General features: G+C 49.8%; 20 protein-coding genes. 16 read left to right on the top strand and 4 right to left on the bottom strand.

What is annotated here, in order from left to right; translation table 11 throughout:
* Positions 1-175: 175 nt before the first annotated feature.
* The 6 genes from BIT28_RS18785 to BIT28_RS18760 all read left to right on the top strand — a co-directional run bounded on the left by BIT28_RS18785 (position 176) and on the right by BIT28_RS18760 (position 7,116).
* The gene (locus tag BIT28_RS18785) at positions 176-1,213 is read left to right on the top strand and encodes a hypothetical protein (RefSeq protein ID WP_075766473.1); all 1,038 of its coding nucleotides are present in this window, start codon (positions 176-178) and stop codon (positions 1,211-1,213) included.
* A gap of 325 nt (positions 1,214-1,538) precedes the next feature.
* Positions 1,539-2,324 (top strand): tetratricopeptide repeat protein, encoded by a 786-nt coding sequence (locus tag BIT28_RS18780; RefSeq protein ID WP_075766472.1) that lies wholly within the window; start codon positions 1,539-1,541, stop codon positions 2,322-2,324.
* A gap of 297 nt (positions 2,325-2,621) precedes the next feature.
* On the top strand, positions 2,622-2,795 hold the full coding sequence (locus BIT28_RS18775) for a periplasmic nitrate reductase, NapE protein (protein ID WP_075766471.1): 174 nt from the start codon (positions 2,622-2,624) through the stop codon (positions 2,793-2,795).
* Positions 2,796-2,833: 38 nt separating this feature from the next.
* Entirely contained in the window at positions 2,834-4,018 is a 1,185-nt protein-coding gene (gene torC, locus BIT28_RS18770) for a pentaheme c-type cytochrome TorC (protein WP_075766470.1), read from the top strand.
* A 21-nt stretch (positions 4,019-4,039) separates the two neighbouring features.
* Positions 4,040-6,520 carry a trimethylamine-N-oxide reductase TorA gene (gene torA, locus BIT28_RS18765; protein ID WP_075766469.1) on the top strand — a complete coding sequence of 827 codons (2,481 nt, stop codon included), beginning with the start codon at positions 4,040-4,042 and terminating at the stop codon, positions 6,518-6,520.
* Positions 6,521-6,678: 158 nt separating this feature from the next.
* Positions 6,679-7,116 carry a group II truncated hemoglobin gene (locus BIT28_RS18760; protein ID WP_075766468.1) on the top strand — a complete coding sequence of 146 codons (438 nt, stop codon included), beginning with the start codon at positions 6,679-6,681 and terminating at the stop codon, positions 7,114-7,116.
* 84 nt (positions 7,117-7,200) lie between these two features.
* Here the strand turns inward: BIT28_RS18760 and BIT28_RS30210 are convergent, their stop codons facing one another.
* Positions 7,201-7,329 (bottom strand): hypothetical protein, encoded by a 129-nt coding sequence (locus tag BIT28_RS30210; RefSeq protein WP_275690343.1) that lies wholly within the window; start codon positions 7,327-7,329, stop codon positions 7,201-7,203.
* 88 nt (positions 7,330-7,417) lie between these two features.
* A complete protein-coding gene (cuyB, locus tag BIT28_RS18755; protein WP_075766467.1) occupies positions 7,418-8,128 on the bottom strand; it encodes a cysteate racemase in 711 nt (236 codons plus the stop codon).
* A gap of 192 nt (positions 8,129-8,320) precedes the next feature.
* Here cuyB and BIT28_RS18750 point away from each other — a divergent pair, with 192 nt between their 5' ends.
* Both BIT28_RS18750 and BIT28_RS18745 read left to right on the top strand, forming a co-directional pair.
* Complete coding sequence (locus BIT28_RS18750) at positions 8,321-9,205, top strand: LysR substrate-binding domain-containing protein (RefSeq protein WP_075766466.1); 885 nt, start codon at positions 8,321-8,323, stop codon at positions 9,203-9,205.
* Between the two features lie 131 nt (positions 9,206-9,336).
* Positions 9,337-10,107, top strand: coding sequence for a TSUP family transporter (locus BIT28_RS18745; RefSeq protein WP_075766465.1), 771 nt, complete (start codon positions 9,337-9,339; stop codon positions 10,105-10,107).
* Here BIT28_RS18745 and BIT28_RS18740 read toward each other — a convergent pair.
* Positions 10,067-10,912, bottom strand: a complete 846-nt coding sequence (locus BIT28_RS18740; protein ID WP_075766464.1) for a LysR family transcriptional regulator — start codon at positions 10,910-10,912, stop codon at positions 10,067-10,069. The two genes, BIT28_RS18745 and BIT28_RS18740, sit on opposite strands and share 41 nt — an antisense overlap.
* Positions 10,913-11,008: 96 nt before the next feature.
* Positions 11,009-11,497 carry a MarR family winged helix-turn-helix transcriptional regulator gene (locus BIT28_RS18735; protein WP_075766463.1) on the bottom strand — a complete coding sequence of 163 codons (489 nt, stop codon included), beginning with the start codon at positions 11,495-11,497 and terminating at the stop codon, positions 11,009-11,011.
* 404 nt (positions 11,498-11,901) lie between these two features.
* Between BIT28_RS18735 and BIT28_RS18730 the strand changes: the two genes are divergently transcribed.
* The 8 genes from BIT28_RS18730 (at position 11,902) to uhpT (ending at position 22,076) form a co-directional block, all read left to right on the top strand.
* Complete coding sequence (locus BIT28_RS18730) at positions 11,902-13,158, top strand: imelysin family protein (RefSeq protein ID WP_075766462.1); 1,257 nt, start codon at positions 11,902-11,904, stop codon at positions 13,156-13,158.
* An 87-nt stretch (positions 13,159-13,245) separates the two neighbouring features.
* The gene (locus BIT28_RS18725) at positions 13,246-14,685 is read left to right on the top strand and encodes a di-heme oxidoreductase family protein (protein ID WP_083651952.1); all 1,440 of its coding nucleotides are present in this window, start codon (positions 13,246-13,248) and stop codon (positions 14,683-14,685) included.
* A 12-nt stretch (positions 14,686-14,697) separates the two neighbouring features.
* Positions 14,698-15,708 (top strand): imelysin family protein, encoded by a 1,011-nt coding sequence (locus tag BIT28_RS18720; protein WP_075766461.1) that lies wholly within the window; start codon positions 14,698-14,700, stop codon positions 15,706-15,708.
* On the top strand, positions 15,689-16,792 hold the full coding sequence (locus BIT28_RS18715; protein ID WP_075766460.1) for a DUF1513 domain-containing protein: 1,104 nt from the start codon (positions 15,689-15,691) through the stop codon (positions 16,790-16,792). The genes BIT28_RS18720 and BIT28_RS18715 overlap by 20 nt, the downstream gene beginning before the upstream one ends.
* Positions 16,793-17,035: 243 nt before the next feature.
* On the top strand, positions 17,036-18,721 hold the full coding sequence (locus BIT28_RS18710) for a L,D-transpeptidase family protein (protein ID WP_075766459.1): 1,686 nt from the start codon (positions 17,036-17,038) through the stop codon (positions 18,719-18,721).
* Positions 18,722-18,873: 152 nt separating this feature from the next.
* The gene (gene mepK / locus BIT28_RS18705; RefSeq protein WP_075766458.1) at positions 18,874-19,422 is read left to right on the top strand and encodes a peptidoglycan L,D-endopeptidase MepK; all 549 of its coding nucleotides are present in this window, start codon (positions 18,874-18,876) and stop codon (positions 19,420-19,422) included.
* Positions 19,423-19,596: 174 nt separating this feature from the next.
* Complete coding sequence (locus BIT28_RS18700) at positions 19,597-20,250, top strand: MBL fold metallo-hydrolase (protein ID WP_075766457.1); 654 nt, start codon at positions 19,597-19,599, stop codon at positions 20,248-20,250.
* Between the two features lie 425 nt (positions 20,251-20,675).
* On the top strand, positions 20,676-22,076 hold the full coding sequence (gene uhpT, locus BIT28_RS18695; RefSeq protein WP_075766456.1) for a hexose-6-phosphate:phosphate antiporter: 1,401 nt from the start codon (positions 20,676-20,678) through the stop codon (positions 22,074-22,076).
* The last annotated feature ends 41 nt before the right edge of the window (positions 22,077-22,117 follow it).

Genomic DNA, 22,117 nt, shown 5'->3' with positions numbered 1-22,117 from the left:
CTAAGAACCTCATCTCATTACTTAATTACGTTACCGATAAATTATTTGCGGTGCTATAAACCTCTAAAATTTTAACTGTTGGAATCGGCCATTCAGAATAACAAGCCAAACTGAGCGGCGGCCCGCGAATGCGTTTGGTCACGGCCAATTTATACATTGTCGTAGGGGTGTAGAGATGAGAAATATAATATTAACGATGCTCGCCACGTTAGTGGTGGCTGGGTGCGGAGGCTCGTCTGGGGATTCAGGTTCGGCAAATGCAACTCCGGATTCGGGAAGCGGAGGGGAAGTACCGGTTTCAGTCGGGGTGTCAAAACCGCCAACAGAAGTACCTGAAGTGCCGGATGACGGCGATCAGCTGCAGGCTTGTGTGGCAATTCATAGTGTCAAGCTAACGAATCTGGCCGGCGAGATTGTCGAATGGACCACAAGAAGCATGAACGGAGAAGTGAAAAGCTCCGAGCAATGTATTCCTGAAGGCTCGGAGATCCCGGTTTACGATGACGGAACACCGAAGTTTATTGTGATCGATCTGCATGATATCACCGGTGTTGATCTGGTTGACCTGATTTCGGAGCAGCTGGTTCCTGTCGGTGAATATGTCAGTATGGCATTGTCACTGGCAAGGGGGGAATACGAATTCCTTGATGATTTACCTGTTAATGTACCTATTGATGAATTTATGGGAGTGCCTTACTCCTATGTCGGTAGCTGGGTTGATAACAAGGTTATTGATGATGATCTGACGTTCGATGGTTTGAATATCAATATCAATGCCCCTGAAAAGTTCGTGATGACGTTTGATTTCAGGAGTATGTTCAAGCTGGTTGAGAATGCCTATAAGTTCAAGCAAGAAGCATTTCAGCTTCTGAATGAAAACCTATCAGGTAGTATTTTCGGTGACATTGACCTTTCGTCATGTCCTACAACCGATGATGCCTATGTCTATCTTTATGAATCCAATGATGAGCAGGAGAAGTACGGCGATCTCGGGTCTAATGAATACACGCCGACCATGACGGCCAAGGTCTCAGAAGAAAATAACTACTCAATGCCATACGTTCCTGCGGGAAATTATGATGTGGTGTTAGTGTGTGATGGTCTGCTTGATTTGCCGGATCAGATTGACCTGGATATCGACCTTGACGGTGACTCGCCGAAGTATATCAATCAACAACTTGCCAGTGGTGAAGACAAATACCTACCGTTGTAATTGTGAGCCATCGAACAGTGGCGCAGTGAAGCCGTCAGCGAGGTCTGACGGCTTTGCCACCATTGTACCAGCAGAATAATCTTTGTAGATTCAGCTTCGGTTAAGCATATATCGGTAGTTTATATGGTGGAAGAACACGATCTATCTCTCATAATCAACAATACGCTACTAACTATTTTTAAATATAACTCTATGAGCTGACATCGAATAATCGAAATTGTCGCGCATTCCAGTCATTGTTGCCTACCTTTTGCAGGTTGTTTTTTAATCATCACTTCTATAGATTTCAATCAACACCACGAAGCTAGATGAAAGAGAACCTAATATGCCTGCAGTAATGACCCTTAAAAAAGTTGTTTTCAGTGCCGTGCTCGGCCTTGCTGTAGTCGGCTACGGAACAGCCCAGGCCTCTGTAACGACATCTCCTGAGAATCACCTGTTATCAACCTTGAACTATGTCGAGCTAGAAGCCGAACAGGGCGATAAGAATATGCAGCTTTTTCTGGGGCGAGCTTATCTTGAAGGCTCAAACGGCCTGAAAGCTGATCCGATGAAAGGCATGTACTGGTTGGAAAAAGCGGCTGTCGATATGCCGGAAGTAAAGACCATGATTGGCGACCTGTTTAAAGCGGGTCAAGTGCTGCCAAGAGATAACCTCCGTGCCGTTCAGTGGTACATGGAAGCGGCCAAAGACGGTGACGTACCGGCGATGGTTGAGCTTGGTGCCTACTATGCCTCAGGCGCTACCGGCAAAGTAGACTGCGGCAATGCGATTAAGTGGTTTAACGAAGCGTCCAACGGTGGTTCGCTAGAGTCTAAGCGTAATCTGGTATGGCTGTATGCGACGTGTTCAGACGAGCGTATGCGTGATGGCGAACGTGCCCTGAAACTGGCCAAGCAAGTGCTGAAGCGTACAGGAACAGGTGATGCGGGTGACTATGACAATCTCGCTGCTGCCTATGCTGCATGCGGTGAGTTCCGCCAGGCTATCGAGGCCCAGGAAGTGGCTATCGAAAAGCTGGAAGAAACCAACACCCAGCGTTATGTCAAATTTGAAAATCGCCTGAAGCTATATCAGCAGCACCAGACTATCTACATGGCGTCGCTATAATCAGATATTGGCAATAATCGAATACTGAAACCATCAAAGCCTGCTTCTCTGAAGCGGGCTTTTTGCTTTCTGATTAACCGTATTTCAATCTGCCTGCTACTTAATTTCGCAGCCGTTCTTGTTAACGTTCATTCTTTGTTATCTACGGTTTTTTTGCCGTCGATTGCTGTTCGGGTAAATAGTCAGGGCGGATCATTCTATTGAAGTGCAATTGATATCCTTAACTATACTTTGTGGTGCACTACCTCTTTGGCTGCAGACAAAGGGGATAATCATAAAAACGATGGGATGTTAGCAATGAATAACTCAGAACCTGTTGATACTCAAGACAGAGCAAAATATGAGTGGCAATCCTTCCTGTTTATTGTCATTTTTCTTTTTCCTATCCTGTCCGTTGTCCTTGTCGGTGGCTACGGTTTTATTGTCTGGGCAATGCAGGCATTTTTCATCGGTCCCCCGGGCCACGGTTAATACGCCCTCAGCAGTTAAGTTAACGAAAAGGTGGTCTTATGATTAGCTTGATAAATAAACTGTGGGCGACGTTCTGGCGTCCGGCAGTGCATATTAGTTTAGGTGTGTTGAGCCTGGGTGGCTTCATTGCCGGGATTATATTCTGGGGGGGCTTCAATACTGCGCTTGAGTTTACCAATACTGAGAAGTTTTGTATCGGTTGTCATGAAATGCGCGACAACGTCTATGAAGAGCTGCAGGCGACAGTGCATTGGTCTAATCATTCAGGTGTGAGGGCAACATGCCCTGATTGTCATGTTCCCCACAACTGGACAGATAAAATCGCCCGCAAGATGCAGGCCAGCAAGGAAGTGTTCGGGGCCATTTTCGGTACCATTAATACTCGCGAGAAGTTTCTGGAAAAACGGCTGGAGCTGGCCAATCACGAGTGGAAACGCTTTGCGGCCAATGGTTCGTTGGAGTGCAAGAATTGCCATAACTACGACAGTATGAATTGGGAAGAGATGTCTGAGCTTGCCAATGTTCAGATGAAGCAGGCGGCCGAGCGGGATCAGAGCTGCATCGATTGTCATAAGGGAATTGCCCATGAGCTGCCGGGTAATATGGAGGCTTCCGGCGGTATGGTCTCCGAACTGGTTCAGAAAGCCAACAATACCAGTTACTCGGAAGGTGAGAGTTATTTCAGCGTTCGTTATTTACCTATGTATGAAGACGAGGCGCTGACCGTCGATGGCGGTCAGCTGAATCCGGCTTCTGAGGTGAAAGTGGTGCAGGTCAAGGATAATGCGATTCAGGTTGAGATTGCGGGCTGGCGGAAAACCAAGGGTTTTGGCCGAGTAGTTAACGAAGACTTTGGCCTCAATATTCCAACGGCGGCGTTGAGCAAGGATGTTGCACTCAATGATGCATTGGTCGAAAAGTTTGAAGAGAAAGAAGACGATCTCACCGGCCTCGGTTGGCAGCGGATCAGTGTCAAGCTGTGGATGCCGAAAGAATCCCTGATGGAGGATGTCGAAGAAATTTGGGCGGTTGCGGGCCCGGCTTACAAAGACAACTGTAGTGTCTGTCATACCCAGCCTGCCGAGAATCACTTCGATGCCAATACCTGGCCGGGTATGTTCAACGGGATGCTGGCATTTGTGAATCTGGATAACGATAGTGAGGCGCTGGTACTTAAGTATCTGCAGAAGCATTCATCAGATTTTTCTGATGGCGGTCATTAAGAGGCAAGTGAGGGAGAAACCATGTCATTAAGTCGACGTAAGTTCTTAAAAGGCCTAGCGACAACCTCGGCTGTGTCTGTTATTGGCCCCAGCCTGCTTGCTCAGGCAGCAAGAGCTGCAACAGAAGAGGCATCACCATATACGGCCGACGGAGTCTGGAAAGTCTCGGGTTCCCATTGGGGAGCGTTCCGGGCCCATATCTATAACGGCAAGGTTACTGAGATAAAACCGCTCGAGAGAGACAAGTATCCGACGGATATGATCAATGGGATTAAAGGTATTATCTATAGCCCGTCGCGGGTGCGCTATCCGATGGTACGCCTCAACTGGCTGAAGAAGCACAAATACAGCGGTGATACGCGCGGTAATAATCGTTTTGTCCGGGTAACCTGGGATGAGGCGCTGGATCTGTTCTATCAGGAACTGGAGCGGATTCAGAAAGACTACGGTCCGTGGGCGCTGCATGCGGGGATGACCGGGTGGCGGCAAACCGGTCAGTTTCATAGCTGTGGTAACCATATGCAGCGGGCCGTGGGAATGCACGGCCGCTTTATGACCAAGGTCGGGGACTATTCCACCGGGGCCGGACAGACAATACTGCCTTATGTACTCGGGTCAACCGAAGTCTATGCCCAGGGCACTTCATGGCCGGACATATTGGCCAACAGCAAAACGATTATCCTGTGGGCCAATGATCCGGTGAAGAACACTCAGGTAGGCTGGCAGTGCGAGACCCATGATTCCTACGGCTATTATGAGCAGCTTAAAGGCAAGGTGAAGAAAGGGGAGATCAAAGTGATCTCCATCGATCCCGTGCGCTCGAAGACCCAGAACTATTTGGGCTGTGATCAGCTTTATGTCAATCCGCAGACAGATCTGCCGCTGATGCTGGCCATTGCACACACCTTATATAAAGAAGCGCTCTACGATAAGAAGTTTATCGAGACCTATGCACTGGGCTTTGATGAATTTATGCCCTATGTGCTGGGTGAAACCAAGGACAAAATGGAAAAAACACCGGAATGGGCCGAGCCGATTTGTGGTGTAAAGGCTGATCAAATACGGGAGCTGGCACGACTAATGGCCAAAGATCGGACTCAGCTGATTTTCGGTTGGTCAATCCAGCGTCAGCAGCATGGTGAGCAGCCGTACTGGATGGGTGCGGTTATAGCGGCGATGCTGGGACAAATCGGCTTGCCTGGCGGTGGTGTATCGTACTCTCACCATTACAGCGGAGTCGGAATTCCTCCGACAGGCGCGTCGGGGCCGGGGGGCTTTCCGCGAAATGTTGATGAGGGTAAAAAGCCCAAGTGGGATAACGGTGACTTTAAGGGCTACAGCAGTACCATTCCCGTAGCGCGTTGGATTGATGCGATTCTAGAGCCTGGCAAGGAGATCAACTACAACGGCAGCAAGGTTAAGCTGCCCGAGACCAAAATGCTGGTAGTCAGTGGCTGTAATCCCTGGCATCACCACCAGGACAGGAATCGGATGAAAACGGCTTTTCAAAAGCTGCAGACCGTAGTGACCATTGAGTTTGCCTGGACGGCAACCTGCCGTTTCTCAGACATTGTGTTGCCGGCGTGCACCCAGTTTGAACGTAACGACATTGATCTGTATGGCGCTTATTCGGCGTCCGGTATTTTGGCGATGCACAAGCTGGTGGATCCTTTGTATCAGTCAAAAACGGATTTTGAAATTTTTACCGAGCTTTGTCGTCGTTTTGGCCGCCACAAGGAATATACCCGCGGCATGGATGAAATGGAGTGGGTAAGACAGCTCTATGATGAATGTCGCGAGGCCAACAAGGCAAACTTTGAGATGCCTGAGTTTGATAAGTTCTGGGCTGATGGTGTGGTCGATTTCGGGGAAGGCAAGAACTTTGTCCGTCATGCCGACTTCCGTCAGGATCCCGAAATTAACTCGTTAGGAACACCGTCGGGCTTTATCGAGATCTTCAGCCGTAAAATAGACCGCTTTGGTTACGAGCACTGTCAGGGACACCCTATGTGGTTCGAAAAGGCGGAGCGCTCGCACGGCGGCCCGAAATCGGACAAGTTCCCGCTCTGGCTTCAGTCTTGCCATCCTGATCAGCGTTTGCACTCTCAGATGTGTGAGTCAGAAGAATACCGGGCAACCTATACCGTCCAGGGTAGGGAACCCATTTATATCAGCCCTGAAGATGCCAAGCAGCGCGGAATAAGTGATGGCGATTTGGTCCGGGTTTATAACGAGCGTGGCCAGTTATTGGCCGGTGCCCGGGTATCTGATGATTATCCACCCGGTGTGGTGCGTATTCATGAAGGGGCCTGGTACGGACCGTTGAACGAAAAGCTTGGTGCGATTGATACCTATGGCGACCCGAATACCTTGACAATGGATGTCGGCTCGTCGGAATTGGCGCAGGCGACTTCTGCCAACACGGTTGTGGTGGAAATGGAGAAGTTCGAAGGTGAAGTGCCGCCTGTCACCTCGTTTGGTGGTCCGATTTACGAGAGTTAATGATTGAGCCGGAAAGGGCTGCTGTGTAGTAGCTCTTTATCGGTGGTTGCTCTATTGATTCTGGTGAGGGCACCGTTCTGTGATCATGCTATTAATGACGGTGGCAGGCCTTACTATACAATGAATCGGTACATTAATAATAAGTAGTAAGAAGTAACATGAAGCCTCAACAAGAAGATATTTCCGCAGTAAGTAAACCCACGGCACCTGTATACGGTGTTGGAGACAGTACCCTGCAAGCCGCCGGTGGCGAAGCGGGCGTGAAAAAGCTGGTCGAAGCATTTTACGAGTATATGGATACTCTGCCAGAAGCCGAAATAATCCGGGCAATGCATGCCGAGGATTTGACCGAATCAAGAGAAAAGCTGACGACATTTCTGGTCGGCTGGATGGGAGGTCCATCTCGCTATTCTGAAAAATACGGCAGCATGAATATCCCCGGCGCTCACCGCCATCTGGCGATAGGTGTGGCTGAAAAAGAAGCCTGGTTGCTTTGTATGCAAAAGGCTCTGGATGATCAGGGGTACGAGGAAGTGTTCAAGCGCTATGTGATGGTTCAGTTATCATTTCCGGCTGAGATGTGCCGGAATCGATGAACTGGAATCAGCATCTATAAAATGGCAAACAGGCGGGGTATTGCTACTCCACCTGTTTGATTGCTTCAGCTTTGATTGCTTTAGTTACGTATTGTCCCAGTGTTGGCGAAAGAACTCGTCTATCGCTTCAATGGCCTTTTCGACAAATTCATCCCAGTCATAGGGCTGAATTCTTCTCGCCTCGTTAAGCGTATGTCGGGCAAAACTGGCCATATTCTCTGCCTTCAGCTAATGCCGGGTTTTATGTTGTGGCATTAATAAGTATAACAGTTCCGTCGTGTACTAAAGCGAAACAGCGTGCCTAGGCGACGAGCTCTGGAGCGTCTTCCTGTGCCCATTGAATACATTGCTCGGCCAAGATATCGAGTGAATCCAGACAGCATTCAGGGCGGGACTGAGTCTGCTCAGCCAGAGCAACAGGAATTTCAGTACAGCCAAAGATGACGGCTTCCGCACCGCGTTCCAGCATTGCCTCAAATACGGGCAGCATTAGTTGCTTGCCGAGTTCGACGTCGCCGGCTTTGACGGCATAAATGCCATCCATCACAGCCTGCTGCTCAGACTCAGATGTTTCGAGCGCATTGATCTGCTGCTGGGCCAGTTTGGACTGGTACATCCGAGTCATCATGGTTGCGGTTGTGGCAAGTACACCCACTTGACGGTATTGGCGTTCTTTAGCTTCATTCACGACACTGTCGATAATGCTGATAGTGTGGACATTACACAGTTGGGTCAGGCGGGGATACCAGTAATGAGCCGTATTGCAGGGCATAACAATGCATTCGGCGCCAGCTTGCTGCAGCTGCTCCATTCCCTGTTTCAGGACCGGGAAGGGATCTTCACCATTGCTGATCAGGTAAGCGGTGCGGTCTGGGATCTGCGGGTTATTACTAACAAGCATCGGAATATGCTGCTGATCATTGTGAGCAGGTGTTCGAGAAATAATCTTTTGCATAAATTCAACCGTTGCCAATGGCCCCATGCCACCAAGAATCCCTAATTTTCTGCTCATGCTCTCATTCCTGCAGTACTTTTAACTGTGTTTACTATAAGACGAGGCTATTTTGATGAGAAATGCCGTTGCTGGGACTATCATGCCTGATCGGTATGGGTAATTGTCAAAACTGTGATCGCTAGTGGTTGAAATGTGTCTGTCTAATTATACGGCTTCGCTATACTGCATTTTTTCCCTACGCAAATAGTTATGAATATAGAAAGTAAGTGGCTGGAAGATTTTCTGGCTCTCGCTGATGTTCGGAACTTCTCGCAGGCCGCGCAGATCCGCAATGTGACCCAGCCCGCTTTTAGTCGCCGAATCAAAGCCCTGGAGCAGACTGTCGGAGCTGAGCTGATTGACAGAAGTAAGACACCGGTAGCCCTGACCCCAAGTGGCCGCCTGTTCCGGATCACGGCCCGAACCCTGATTAATCAAATGATGGACGGCGTTGGCCAATTGTCGGATTTATCCAAGCTGGGCGGCAATATCGTCCGCGTTGCCGCAGCGCATTCGCTGGCAACCAACCTGGTGCCTTCTATTCAACCCAAGTTGCTGGCCGGTAAGCATAGCCCGTTATTGAGTGTTGAGGCCATTGATGTTGATCAGGCGATTGAAGAGCTGCAGGAAGGGGGCTGTGACATACTGCTGGCTTTTGACGATGAGCTGCTAAGATTGCCGCCGTACCAGTCCTTGCAGATTGGACAGGCTGAATTACTACCGGTCTGTGCATGCGACAGCGATGGTCAGCCACTCTATCAGATCAGTAATAACAAGGAGCTTCCCTGGCTGGCTTACAGCCCGAGTTCCTATATGGGACGTCAGGTAGAAGCCATTCGTGATCAGGTGAACCTGAAGGCAGTGTTTCTGTCGTCAATGACTGATTTGCTGAAAGTGCTGGTCTTGCAGGGGCAGGGCGTGGCCTGGTTGCCGGATTACTCTATCCAGGAAGAGCTGGCAAGTGGTAAAGTGGCGGTGGTCGGGGAGCCGCACTTAAGGCTGCCCATCACTTATTATGCTTACCGTTATCAGGCACGTCTCCACCCGGCAGGCGAACAGGTCTGGCAGACACTCCGTACCCTAATTAACCAGTAACACATCAAGTTACACCTTGTATGCACTGATTCCTATCGGGAATAGGTTGTCGTCCTATGTTTCGCTATTCCTTGTCAGGCCGCAATGATAACTTTCTCGCTCATTATGTATGGCTGAAGAGATATAGCTAAATGGATTTTTCGTACGATATTATTGCCTTGTTGTTTTTGGTGGCAGGGTTGGCCGGGTTTATTGATGCAATTGCCGGTGGCGGTGGATTATTGACCGTTCCGGCACTGCTGGCCGCAGGTGTGCCGCCGACCCAGGCACTGGCGACAAACAAGCTACAGGGGGCATTCGGGAGCTTTTCAGCCTCATTGTATTTTGTGCGAAATGGCTTGGTGAACTTGAGCCAGATGCGAAACGCGATTGGCTGTACCTTTGTCGGTTCGGCAATAGGGGCTGAACTTGTCCAGCGCATTGAAGCCGGTGTACTGACAAGCCTGATCCCTGTCTTGCTGGTGTGTATCTCGCTCTATTTTTTGCTGGCACCTCAGGCTGGCAAAGGAGGTGGCGCACCTAAGCTATCGGACAATGCGTTTGCCCTGACTATCGGCGCCGGTGTCGGGTTTTATGATGGCTTTTTTGGTCCGGGAGCCGGGTCCTTGTTCACCGTCGGCTTTGTTGTCATCGCCCAGTTGGGGCTCGTTGAAGCAACGGCCAGAACAAAAGTGTTTAACTTCACTTCAAATTTTGCTGCGCTGCTGTTCTTTATTTTTGCCGGGTTGCCGGTTTGGGAAATTGGCCTGGTGATGGCAGTAGGTGGCTTTTTGGGAGCCCGTATTGGTGCCAGGGTTGTGGTGACCAAAGGTAGAAAGCTTATTCGTCCGATGGTGGTGATTATTTCAATGGTGATGGCGATTAAGCTTTTGTTGGAACAACATCCGCAATGGTTTCAATAAGCGTACGGATCCGCGCTGACTGATAGCTGCTTTGCCGGTAGCAAAGGTGTACCGGACGGGTGAGCTCATCAAGAAAATCAAAATGATGACAAAATGCCGGATCTATCTTGAGCGTTTTAACGATAGAGGCCGGCACGAGCGCAGGGGCGACCCCTCCCAGTGCCAGCTGGGCAGCGGCCGTGTAGGAGTCCATTTCCATCAAGGGAACAATGCCGACTTTTTGAAGCAGGCTGGCCTGATTGGCGTTGGCCGGATTTTGAAAGTCATTGACCAGCAGGGCTTGCGGCGTTTGCGACAGGGACTGGTGGCTGATCACCGCAAAGGGTTCATCGAAGAGATGGCGGGTAGCCAGTCCGTGCTGCGGTGGCAGGTGACCGGCGCAAAAACCGATGGTCGCCTCTCCCGACTGCACTTTTTCGACAATGACCGGGGTATGGTGGGTTGCTATGGAAATGTAGGGGTCGGTCTTAATATAGTTGCCCATCATCTCGCCAAGGTAACCGGCTACCAGGGTTTCCGAGCACTCGAGTGTGATGATGGTGTGGTCCTGGAAGCGTTGTTGATCAAAGATCAGCCCTTTGATTTCTTTATAGCTGGGGCCGATGTTGTCAATTAGAGCGATGGCGTCAGCGGTCAGTTTTATCCGGCGCCCGGAAGGTTCGATCAGCTTCTTTCCCAACTTTTTCTCTAGCCTTGCGATACGCTTGCTGACCGCACTCTGACTGATATACAGATAGCTGCCGGCCTTGCTCATGGTCCCTTCTTTAGCCAGTACCAGCAGGGTTTCTATGCCTTCGAGTAACATAGCAGTACTCCATGATTAAGATGGTGATTGACTAAGGGGGCCGACAGGATGGGCATACAGTTTGGAGCAAATAGCCGGCAAGCCGGCTATTTGGCATTAGGGGGCGATTTCTTCTTGCTTGGTGATACTACCGACTTCCAGTACCGCGGCAACATCAAGGTGCTCTGCGTTCATCATGGAAGAGATCCGCTGTACGGACGATAACAGCAGCGACTGCTCCCACTCTTCAAGCTCCTGAAAGCGGGAAACAAAGTTTTCCTGAAGCGGAAGCGGTGCTTTGGCAAGCACTTCTTTGCCGGTTTCTGTCAGGTAAGCATGTACTTTTCGCTTATCTAGCTTGCTTCGTTCACGAACGACCAGCTCACGTTTTTCCAGACGGTCAAGAATCGTTGTTGCCGTCGCCTGGCTCATGTTTGTGTTGTTTGATAGCTGGCGAATGGTGACTTCACCTGAGTCACGAATCGCTCGCATCAAAACTAATTGAGGCCCCGTGAGTCCTGCGACTTTATTGAGTTTTCTCGAGTGTAAATCGATAGCTCGAATGATTTGTCGAAGGGCAATGAGGACTTCTTCGTGCTTGTCCATTTAACTCTCCCAAATTAGTGTCGCGAAGGTACATCAATATTGATAAACATGAAAGACTTAGTTGCTGTAAACACGACAAAACCGTGGTTCTTCAATCTCATTATCGTCGCCAAAGAGTATTAACTCAATGAAAGGGCGCCTAGGGGAGCGACGATTGATAGTATTTTGTGTCAATTGAAGAACAATCAAAATTGTAACTATGTTAGCAAAGTGCATGGAATTTAAACAGGATGGCGTCTTTTGGTTATTTAAATGAGCGGTATGGTTGTTTTTTTAATTCACAGAGTGATTAGTTATTCCAAAATGTAAAAATCATGGTTATCATGCGTGAATAAAAATGATTATCACTAACATACGTATTAGTGACTATGGTAAAGCAGCTCATATAAAGGACGTAACTCACAATGAATAATAAATTCACTCGCAATCTTATTGCGGCGTCATTACTGACACTTCCTGTTTTCGCGCAGGCGGCACCAACTAAAGCAGAGGTTGTCGAGCACTACGCCGATCTGGCTCACAGCGTATTTAGTGACTCTCTGATCACGGCGAAGTCATTGGATAAAGCCCTTGACGCACTCATTGCCAACCCATCGGAAGCAAACCTTGCCAAAGCGCGTGAAGCATGGAAAGCGGCACGTGTACCGTACCAACAGTCTGAAGTCTTCCGTTTCGGTAATGCGATTGTCGATGATTGGGAAGGACAGCTTAATGCCTGGCCGCTTGATGAGGGGTTGATCGATTACGTTGCTGATGATTATCAGTATGAGCTGGGCAATGAAGGCGCGCAGGCTAACATCATAGGTAACGAGTCACTGCAAATCGGCAATGCCAAGATTGATGTGAAAAAAATCACACCTGAACTACTGGCCGAGCTGAATGAGCTGGGCGGTTCTGAGGCGAACGTTGCGACCGGTTATCACGCAATCGAGTTCCTACTTTGGGGACAGGATCTCAATGGTACTGACAACGGTGCCGGTGAGCGTCAGTACACTGACTTTGCTTACGGTGAAGCGTGTACCAATGGTGGCTGCGAACGTCGTCGTGATTACCTGAAGGCGGCTTCTGAGCTGCTGCAGGCCGATTTAAGCTGGATGGAACAGCAGTGGTCTGCTGACGTCGCGTCTAACTACCGTACCGAACTACTAGCTGATTCGGCTGACAACGGTTTACGTAAAATGCTATTCGGTATGGGCTCTCTTTCTCTGGGCGAGCTGGCCGGTGAGCGTATGAAGGTTGCGCTAGAGGCGAACTCTACCGAAGACGAGCACGATTGTTTCTCTGACAACACTCACTACTCCCATTACTATAACGAGCAAGGTATCTACAACGTATATACCGGTACCTACATGCGCGTGAATGGTACGCTGGTTTCTGGTCCAAGCATTCATGATCTTGTCGAGAAGAAAGACAAGCAGGCTGCGAAAGAGATCCAGGCTGAGTTTGACCGTGCCCGTAGCCAGGTTTATACCCTGGTTCAATCTGCAGAAAAGCAAAATCAATATTTTGATCAGCTGATTGCATCTGGCAACAAGGCAGGTAATGCCCTGGTCGGAAAATCTATTATGGCGCTGGTTAAGCAGACGGCAGAAATTGAGCGTGCAGCTTCTATTATCGGTGTTAGCAACCTGAACCCGGATACAGCTGACCACCAGTTCTAATTATCAGAACCACCTGATAACCACAATTAAGTGAAAAGGGGCTCGGCTGAGCCCTTTTGTCGTCATATAAAAATGAGTGTGTGAGCTATGAAGTTGTACTTTGCTGCAGCGTTTCTTTCTTTGTCTGCAATTTCTACTGTTGCTAATGCCCAAGACTCCAATACTGGTTCCTCGCCAGAAAAGCCGGATCCGAGTGTCATTAAAGCGTTGAAGTCGGGAGGGGATACCACAGTCAAAAAATCGGGACCCAATGCGTTTTCGTTGCCAGCAGGTAACCTGCCTTTGTCAAAGCGCCTTGATTTCAGCGTTGGTAACAGTTTCTTCCGTAATCCATGGGTTCAGGCTCCGGCAACGACCGATGCCCGCGATGGCTTAGGGCCATTGTTCAATACCAATGGTTGTCAGAACTGCCATATAAAGGACGGTCGTGGTCATCCGCCTGAGCCTGGCGACAGCAATGCGGTTTCTATGCTGGTTCGTCTCAGTATCCCTGCAATGACCGCTGAGCAAAAGAAAGCCGTGATCACCGATGGTGTAATTCCGGAACCAATCTATGGCGGTCAGCTTCAGGATTTCTCCATTTCTGGGGCCAAGCCGGAAGGGCAGATCAGACTTACCTATAGCGATGTGCCGGTGACCTTTGCCGATGGCGACGTGGTTACCCTGCGTAAACCTGAACTGGCTATTACAGATCTCAACTATGGCCCGCTTCATGACGATGTATTGATGTCGGCCCGTATTGCCCCGCCGATGATCGGACTTGGCCTGCTCGAGCAGATCCCGGAGTCGACCTTGGTGGCAATCGCGAGAGAGCAGGAAAATGCGGCTCAGGGTGTGTCCGGCAAGCTAAATAAAGTCTGGGATGTTGAGAAACAGCAACTGGTAACCGGCCGTTTTGGCTGGAAAGCCGGCCAACCGACGCTGATGCAGCAAAATGCTGCTGCATTCAACGGTGATGTTGGCCTGACAAGTAACTTGTTCCCGAACGAGAACTGTACTTCTCAGCAGTCGATATGTAACGAGCTGCCAGATGGCGGCAAACCAGAAGTCAGTGATAATGTGCTGGATTTTGTCGAGTTTTACTCACAGCACCTGGCTGTCCCTTCACGCCGTAACGTTACTGATCCGCAGGTGATGAAAGGCGAAGCCATTTTCGCAGAAGTCGGGTGTGATAGCTGCCACCGCAGCCAAATTACTACCGCCAAAAATGCCGGGCTGCCGGCTCTGTCTGAACAGTTAATTAACCCTTACACCGATTTGCTGTTGCACGATATGGGCGAGGGGCTGGCCGATAACCGCGGTGAGTATTTGGCCAACGGCCGTGAGTGGCGAACTGCCCCGTTGTGGGGAATCGGTTATACCGAGGAAGTTAACGGTCATACTAACTTCCTGCATGACGGTAGGGCGAGAACCTTGATGGAGGCTGTGCTGTGGCATGGCGGCGAGGCCCAGCAAAGTCGTGACAAGGTACTGACATTGTCGAAAACCGACCGAGATTCCCTGACTGCATTTCTGCAGTCATTGTAAAAGGGTGCAGACATGAAACTATCAGTAACATCGCTAACAGCGGTTGCAATCGCAATGACGGTTACCGGGTGTAATGACCAGCAGCAAAGCATGACTGGTACGATTCATCAGCAGCACCTGCAGGCGGCGGAGCTGTTTGCAGATGCCTCTCGTCAGGCCAATAGTGAGCTCACTGCCTTATGTCAGTCTTATGATGAAAATCAGCTAGAGGCAGCCCGTCAATCCTGGCAGCAAGTGATGCATAAGTGGATGGCACTGCAGGGGCGCGAGAAAGGCAGTGAAGAGGCGTTGGCGTTAAGCTGGCAAATCCAGTTCTGGCCTGACAAGAAGAATACAACCGGCCGCAAGCTTAACCAGCTACTGAAGCAGGATACAGTATGGACGGCAGCCGATATTGCTGAGCAGAGTGTAGCAGTACAGGGGCTGGGGGCTGTTGAGTGGTTCTTGTATGAAAAGCCGACATTGCTGCAAAGCGGCAAGGGATGTCAGCTGGCGGAAGCTGTCGGGGATCGTCTGCAGCAAAGTGGCGAGCAATTGGCAAAAGCTTGGCAGGCAAATCCGTGGCAGCAACTAACGCCGCAGATGGCCCTCGGTGAGTATCTGGGCGCACTGAACAACCAGCTCGATTACAGTATGAAAAAACTGACCCGTCCGCTAGGAAAGCCGGGCTCGCCCAAGACCTATCAGGCCGAGTCTTGGCGCTCGCAGACCTCGCTTGGCAACCTCAAGGCTAATGTGGAAGCGATGCAGCTACTTTATCTGGCAGATGGCAAGGGGCTTGATGCGTTATTGCGCCAGCGTGGGTATGGCGTAACGGCCGATCAGATCAGTAATCGTTTTTCGTCTTTGCTGGAAAGCTGGCCGGAAACGAACGCCATGGTGCCGATGTTGAAGACCAAAGAAGGCTACCGCGAGATCCTGAATATTTACAACGGGCTGGAATATATTCAGATTGCGCTGCAAGATGATGTCGCAACAGAGTTGGGTATTGTTGTGGGGTTCAATGCAACCGATGGTGACTGATTTTACTCGCAGGAAACTGCTACGCACGGCGTTGGGGGCGATGACAGTCGTTCCGGCTGCCGGTTTGCTGTCGGCCTGCTCGATGGGCAAGACAACGCAGCCACCGAAGCTTATCGGATGCAGCCGTACTCCTGCTGGTGCTTACAGTGTGGTTGTTGCCAGCCAGGATGGCCAGCCGATATATCAATTCGCGTTACCGGGTCGTGGACACGGTATTGCTATACAGCCTAACGGTACTTTAGCGGCGGCGTTTAGCCGTCGTCCGGGGCAGTACTTGCAAGTGTTCGATTATCAGAGCGGGCAGGAATGGCCGATCAGGGCCGCCGCTCCAGAACGCCATTATTATGGTCATGGCGTGTTTTCGGCAGATGGCAATTACCTCTATGCTACCGAAGGCGTCAAGACCAGCAGCGAAGGTGTGATTGGGGTCTATGACATCAAGGCCGGGATGGCCAAGGTTGCTGAGTTTACTGGATTTGGTATCGGCCCCCATGAAGTCGTGTTAGCCGATGAGCATACTCTGGCTATTGGTGTTGGTGGAGTACACACCCAGGGACGGAAGCCACTCAACCTGGACTCAATGCAGCCGGCGCTGGTGTATCTTGATGTTCAAACCGGTGGCGTGCTGGAACGCGTTGAACTGGAGGATAAACGGCTCAGTATCCGTCACCTGAGTGTTACTGATACAGGTGAGATTGCCTGCGGGCAGCAGTACCGCGGCGAGCCCGAGCAGGCTGCGCCTCTGGTGGCGCTGCATCGTCGTGGACAGCCGCTGAGACACCTGCAGGCCGATGATGAGCAATGGTTGAGGTTTAATCATTACGTTGCCAGTATTGCCAGTGTCGATGGCTATTTGCTGGCGACCTCTCCGCGAGGAAATTGCTATGGTATCTGGCATGAGGCGAGCATGGAACTGGTTGAAATCAGACCCTTGGTTGATGCCTCCGGGGTCGGTGTAATTGATGGTGAATGGTTGGTCGGCTCGGGATCAGGAAAAGTGCTGACAATTACTCCGCCCAAGCAAGTTCGTGCCTATCAAAGCCCAGTTATGTGGGATAACCATTGGAACGTCTTGCCAAGTTAATGCTTTTTTCCAGTTTTTTGTAAAAATAATTTGGCTATCTCCAATAGAGTCTGCCAGTACCTGTGTTGTTGAGTTAACTCAAAAGGATAGGGTACTGGCGGCCTTTTCTGCTGCTTGTATCTTTTCTGACGAAATGGATTGAGTTTAAGAATTGAAACATTGCCGTGAGTTCCCCGAAGCTAAATTTAAATCCGTTACTTTGCGAGTTTGCCATACTTAAAATGTTGTTGACGGGGATCTCTCATGGCAATGTCAAAGCTTAGCTGTATCGGGCTTGTACTGATGGTTACTTGTACACAGGCGGTGTCGGCGGAAAGCCTACCGTCATCATCACCCCACTTGGCTGTAGGCGCTTCGCTACAGCAACCCGCTGAAGATGTCTTGCAACAACACAAGGCGAAACAGTGGGTACTCGAAATTGCAAATGACGTTTCTGCGATTCGCTACATTGATAAGCTTGCCCAGTTATACCATGCCATCGGCTATACGCCACTTTGGCAAGACACCTTTACTGCCAATGAGTTTGAAGAACAACTTAGGCTTTTGGCCCAGTCCGGCGTTAGCGCTGACTACACGCGCCGTTATACGCTGTTGCAACACTTCAAAAATTCCAATGACTGGCGCCAGTATGACTTGCTGGCTACCGATTCGCTGCTGGCTTATATGAGCTATATCGAAAGCTTGCCTGAATTCGGTCGCGGATGGTTGTTCGGGGCCGGGGTCGAGCCGCGCCTGCCTGCGCCCTCTTCGGTAGGGCTTGAACGGCTGCTCAGTGCTGTTGAGGTCGACAGGTTGCGGTTTTTTGTCGCCGGGCTAAAACCGGCGGATGACCGCTATACGCAGATCCAGTTGGCCATCAAAGAGTTGGAGCAGGCCGCCAGCCAGCGCTGGCCCGGATTTTATCAGCAGGGGATTATTCGTCTAGGAACCCGGCTTAAGAACCCTGACGGCTTGATTACGATTCTTGAAAATCTTGGTGATTTGCAGGATTACGAGGCGGAGCAACTGCGTGAGGCAAAGGTTCGCACTTACAATATAGATCTGGTCAATGCGATAAAAAGCTTCCAGCAGCGGCATGGACTTAAAGTTGATGGCACCATAGGCCCTAAAACCCGTTATTGGCTTGCGATGCCGGCAAAAGAGCGTATTCGGCTCCTGGCGCTCAATGCGCAGCGCCTGCACTTGTGGCCGGCCGTTCATCCTTCAATGCTTGTCGTGAATATCCCCGATTATGAGCTGACGCTGTGGCTCGATAACAAACATGTGTTGGATAGCAAGGTGATCGTCGGCCGGCCCAGTCGCCGTACTCCTTTGATGACCTCGACGGTGGCATCGGTTGTCTTCAACCCGTACTGGAACGTGCCGATTTCTATCATGCGCAAAGATATCTTGCCCAAGGCCAGGTATGACCGAGGTTACCTGTATAGGAATGACTTCAGGGTGATCCGCAGCTGGACAAGTTCGGAGCAGATCCCTATCCACACCATTGATTGGCGAATAGTAAATGCCAAAGCCTTTCCTTATCGATTACGGCAAAAGCCGGGCAAGAAGAATGCCCTCGGTCGCTTTAAGTTCAACATACCGAATGATAATTCGATCTACCTTCATGACACCCCGGCCAAAAGTCTGTTCAATAAAGATGAACGGGCATTTAGCTCTGGCTGCATCAGGGTCGAGCATGCAGATGACTTGGCGATGATTCTGCTTACCTACTCTGGCGTCACTGAGCAGCGTGTCAACGAGCTCAAGGCGAGAACCAAAACCAAAACCATCGGCTTAAATAGCCGGGTTAAAGTGCATCTGATTTATCAGACAGCCTGGGTAGATAATCAGGGACAGGTGAATTTCCGTGATGATGTCTATAGCTATGATCGTATGAGTGAGATGTCTCAAAAAGAAGAAAAATTTACAATTATTTACCACGAATAATTTTCTTATAAGTCAGTAATTAGCCGAGTTCGGTACAATAACTGAGCGTTTTATTGCGTTTAACACGTTTGACTGAACAAAAACTGAACGGTATCTTGCTTTTCGATTCACGGCTTTGGCCCGATATTAGCAAGAAAGTGGTTTAGTTTAGGATGTCTGAGATTGATTACAAGCGCCGTCAGTTATTGGTTGCTGGGGGACTGGCGGTTGGCGCATGTTTATTGCCAGGAGTGGCATTAGCTAGCCCGTATAAAGCAACAAGTGCGAGAAAAATTTCGCTGTGTAATATTCATACCAAAGAAGATCTGGAAACCCAGTACTTTGATGGTCAAAGTTATATCAAGGAAGAGCTGAAGCGTATTAACCATATCTGCCGTGATTTCCGTCGTAATGAAGTGGCGAACATGGATCGCCGTCTGTTTGATGCGATAGCCGAAATACAGGCGGGTTTGGGGCATAAGGGCCAGGTTCGGATTATTTCCGGTTATCGCTCGCCCGAGACCAATAAAGCATTGCAGAAAAATGGCGGGGTGGCGAAAAAGAGCTACCATATGAAAGGCGAAGCCATTGACTTCAATCTTGAAGGAGTACCATTGTCCAAGGTGCGTAACGCCGCCCTAGAACTACGTCTAGGCGGGGTAGGCTATTACCCGAAAAGTGGTTTCGTTCATATTGATACAGGCCCGGTTCGTCGTTGGTAAGCCATACAGATCGAACATTCGGCCGTACTGAGTGTAATAATTGTCGAATAATTCCAAAGCCGGTTTCTATCTCCCTCTCTTGATAGATTCCGGCTTTGTTGTCTCTGGGATTTTGTTGTTACTGCCTGTGGCATGTTATCCTGCCCCCAGATTATTGCGAGTTAGGAAAGGGCTATGAGTCTCCAGTTTGAAATTGTTCCAGTTACCCCGTTTCAGCAAAACTGTTCGGTTATTTGGTGTGATGAAACCAACGAAGCTGCCTTGGTCGATCCCGGTGGCGATATTCATTTGCTAAAAGACAAGGTTCAGCAATTGGGGCTGACAGTCACCAAGTTGATCCTGACTCATGGCCACCTTGATCATGTCGGCGGTACCGAGCCGCTAGCCGCCGAGCTAGGTGTACCTGTGGTAGGTCCGCATAAAGAGGATGCATTCTGGCTGCAGGGGCTGCCTCGTCAGAGCGAGATGTTTGGTTTCCCGCTGACAGAAGCCTTCGATCCGGATCAGTGGCTGGAAGACGGTGATGTGGTTACAGTCGGCAATCAGTCATTAAGTGTGTACCACACCCCGGGGCATACGCCGGGCCATGTCGTGCTCTACAGTGCCGAAGCCAGTGTCGCCTTCGTGGGGGATGTGCTGTTCAATGGCGGGATTGGGCGTACCGATTTCCCGAAAGGTGATTTTCAGACCCTGATCAATTCTATCAAGGGCAAGTTGTGGCCCCTTGGCAATGATGTTTCCTTTGTCCCGGGCCACGGCCCGATGTCGACATTTGGCAAAGAACGGGTGTCAAATCCGTTTGTGGCAGACGAAATGCCGCTGTACTAACAGGCTTCAATTCCTGGGACATGACAAAGCGAGGGTGTTCAGCTCTCGCTTTTCTATTTATTGATTCGCATACTTTATCGTTCCCTCCTTTCATCTCCATAATTTTAATGTGATTACTTTCACGCTTTTTCGGCCAAGCGGTAAAAACTAGGAATCTTTCCTAATTGTTTTAGGTCGGCTTCTCAAGCCAGTAAACCTGACCGTCTTTAAAATCTTCAGTCAATCGGGTTGAACATCCTTATGCCTTGCCTTCAAACGCCTTGTTTGGCTGGTTGTCTAGGGTTCGGTATGGGCATAACTATTTCTTTTGCTCCCGATGATCTCCAGGAGTCTTCTTACTGAATGCCGTCTGATAATTCGGTGGTGAACATGACATGCCAGGTATTCAGTAAGTAGGCTTTATATTAGAAAATTGAGGGTTTCACATGTTTAAATTGTTGGAGCAGGTCAGAAAGCCGACGCTGGATCTGCCTGTAGAAGAGCGCCGCAAGATGTGGTTTAAGCCATTTATGCAATCGTACCTGGTTGTATTTATTGGCTACCTGACCATGTATCTGATCCGCAAAAACTTCAATGTTGCTCAAAACGACATGATTTCAACCTACGGCCTGTCGATGACAGAGCTAGGTATGATTGGTTTGGGCTTCTCTATCACCTACGGTATTGGTAAAACAGCCGTTTCTTATTATGCCGATGGTAAAAATACCAAGCAGTTTCTGCCGTTTATGCTGATCTTGTCTGGTATTGCGATGCTGGGCTTTAGTGTGAGCATGGGCGGTTCAGGTGTGAGCTTGTTCCTGATGATTGCTTTCTACGGTCTGAGCGGTTTCTTCCAGAGTACCGGTGGTCCGTCTAGTTACTCTACCATTACCAAGTGGACACCGCGTAAGAAGCGGGGTACCTACCTGGGTTTCTGGAACATGTCACACAATGTCGGTGGTGCCGGTGCGGCAGGTGTTGCCCTGTTCGGTGCGAACTACCTGTTTGATGGTCACGTGATCGGTATGTTTGTCTTCCCGTCGATCATTGCTCTGGTTGTGGGCTTTATCGGTCTGCGTTACGGCAGTGATTCACCGGAAGCTTACGGCTTGGGTAAGGCCGAGGAACTGTTCGGTGAAGAAGTCAGCGAAGAAGATGTCAACGCTGAAGAAAACCAGATGACCAAGCGCGAAATCTTCATGGAATACGTGCTGAAGAACAAGATTATCTGGTTGCTGTGTTTTGCCAACATCTTCCTGTACATCGTACGTATCGGTATTGACCAGTGGTCGACAGTTTACGCCTATCAGGAGCTTGGTTTCTCGAAGGAAACGGCTATCCAGGGCTTTACTATGTTCGAGGTTGGTGCTCTGGTCGGTACCTTGATGTGGGGTTACCTGTCTGATTTGGCCAATGGTCGTCGTGCCCTTGTCGCATGTGTTTCTCTGGCACTAATCATCTTTGCTCTTGAGTTCTATCAGACCGCGACAACTGAATACATGTACCTGGGTTCTCTGTTTGTACTTGGCTTCCTGGTTTTCGGTCCTCAGCTGCTTATCGGTGTTGCTGCCGTTGGCTTTGTTCCGAAGAAAGCGATCAGTGTTGCCGACGGTATCAAAGGTACGTTTGCTTACCTGATTGGTGACAGTTTTGCCAAGCTTGGTCTGGGTATGATTGCTGATGGTACGCCTATCTTCGGTTTGACAGGCTGGCAGGGTACCTTTGCGGCTCTGGATACCTCAGCCGCAGTGTGTATCGGTTTGTTGCTCTTTGTTGCTATCGCGGAAGAGAAGAAAATCCGTCGCGAGAAGCGCTTGCTACAAGAGACTGAAGTAGAACTTGCCTAAGTTGCGCTGACTCAATAAACCACCCTTCGGGGTGGTTTTTT

This window comes from Photobacterium proteolyticum (assembly GCF_001939735.1).
GTDB lineage: Bacteria > Pseudomonadota > Gammaproteobacteria > Enterobacterales > Vibrionaceae > Photobacterium > Photobacterium proteolyticum.
Note: the sequence above shows the minus strand (reverse complement) of the source record. Positions and strands in the feature narration are given on the sequence as shown.

Bases quoted from the DNA above. Each gene is read 5' to 3' on its own strand.
- BIT28_RS18785 (WP_075766473.1), top strand. From the start codon at position 176: ATGAGAAATATAATATTAACGATGCTCGCCACGTTAGTGGTGGCTGGG.
- BIT28_RS18780 (WP_075766472.1), top strand. From the start codon at position 1,539: ATGCCTGCAGTAATGACCCTTAAAAAAGTTGTTTTCAGTGCCGTGCTC.
- BIT28_RS18775 (WP_075766471.1), top strand. From the start codon at position 2,622: ATGAATAACTCAGAACCTGTTGATACTCAAGACAGAGCAAAATATGAG.
- torC (WP_075766470.1), top strand. From the start codon at position 2,834: ATGATTAGCTTGATAAATAAACTGTGGGCGACGTTCTGGCGTCCGGCA.
- torA (WP_075766469.1), top strand. From the start codon at position 4,040: ATGTCATTAAGTCGACGTAAGTTCTTAAAAGGCCTAGCGACAACCTCG.
- BIT28_RS18760 (WP_075766468.1), top strand. From the start codon at position 6,679: ATGAAGCCTCAACAAGAAGATATTTCCGCAGTAAGTAAACCCACGGCA.
- BIT28_RS30210 (WP_275690343.1), bottom strand. From the start codon at position 7,329: ATGGCCAGTTTTGCCCGACATACGCTTAACGAGGCGAGAAGAATTCAG.
- cuyB (WP_075766467.1), bottom strand. From the start codon at position 8,128: ATGAGCAGAAAATTAGGGATTCTTGGTGGCATGGGGCCATTGGCAACG.
- BIT28_RS18750 (WP_075766466.1), top strand. From the start codon at position 8,321: ATGAATATAGAAAGTAAGTGGCTGGAAGATTTTCTGGCTCTCGCTGAT.
- BIT28_RS18745 (WP_075766465.1), top strand. From the start codon at position 9,337: ATGGATTTTTCGTACGATATTATTGCCTTGTTGTTTTTGGTGGCAGGG.
- BIT28_RS18740 (WP_075766464.1), bottom strand. From the start codon at position 10,912: ATGTTACTCGAAGGCATAGAAACCCTGCTGGTACTGGCTAAAGAAGGG.
- BIT28_RS18735 (WP_075766463.1), bottom strand. From the start codon at position 11,497: ATGGACAAGCACGAAGAAGTCCTCATTGCCCTTCGACAAATCATTCGA.
- BIT28_RS18730 (WP_075766462.1), top strand. From the start codon at position 11,902: ATGAATAATAAATTCACTCGCAATCTTATTGCGGCGTCATTACTGACA.
- BIT28_RS18725 (WP_083651952.1), top strand. From the start codon at position 13,246: ATGAAGTTGTACTTTGCTGCAGCGTTTCTTTCTTTGTCTGCAATTTCT.
- BIT28_RS18720 (WP_075766461.1), top strand. From the start codon at position 14,698: ATGAAACTATCAGTAACATCGCTAACAGCGGTTGCAATCGCAATGACG.
- BIT28_RS18715 (WP_075766460.1), top strand. From the start codon at position 15,689: ATGCAACCGATGGTGACTGATTTTACTCGCAGGAAACTGCTACGCACG.
- BIT28_RS18710 (WP_075766459.1), top strand. From the start codon at position 17,036: ATGGCAATGTCAAAGCTTAGCTGTATCGGGCTTGTACTGATGGTTACT.
- mepK (WP_075766458.1), top strand. From the start codon at position 18,874: ATGTCTGAGATTGATTACAAGCGCCGTCAGTTATTGGTTGCTGGGGGA.
- BIT28_RS18700 (WP_075766457.1), top strand. From the start codon at position 19,597: ATGAGTCTCCAGTTTGAAATTGTTCCAGTTACCCCGTTTCAGCAAAAC.
- uhpT (WP_075766456.1), top strand. From the start codon at position 20,676: ATGTTTAAATTGTTGGAGCAGGTCAGAAAGCCGACGCTGGATCTGCCT.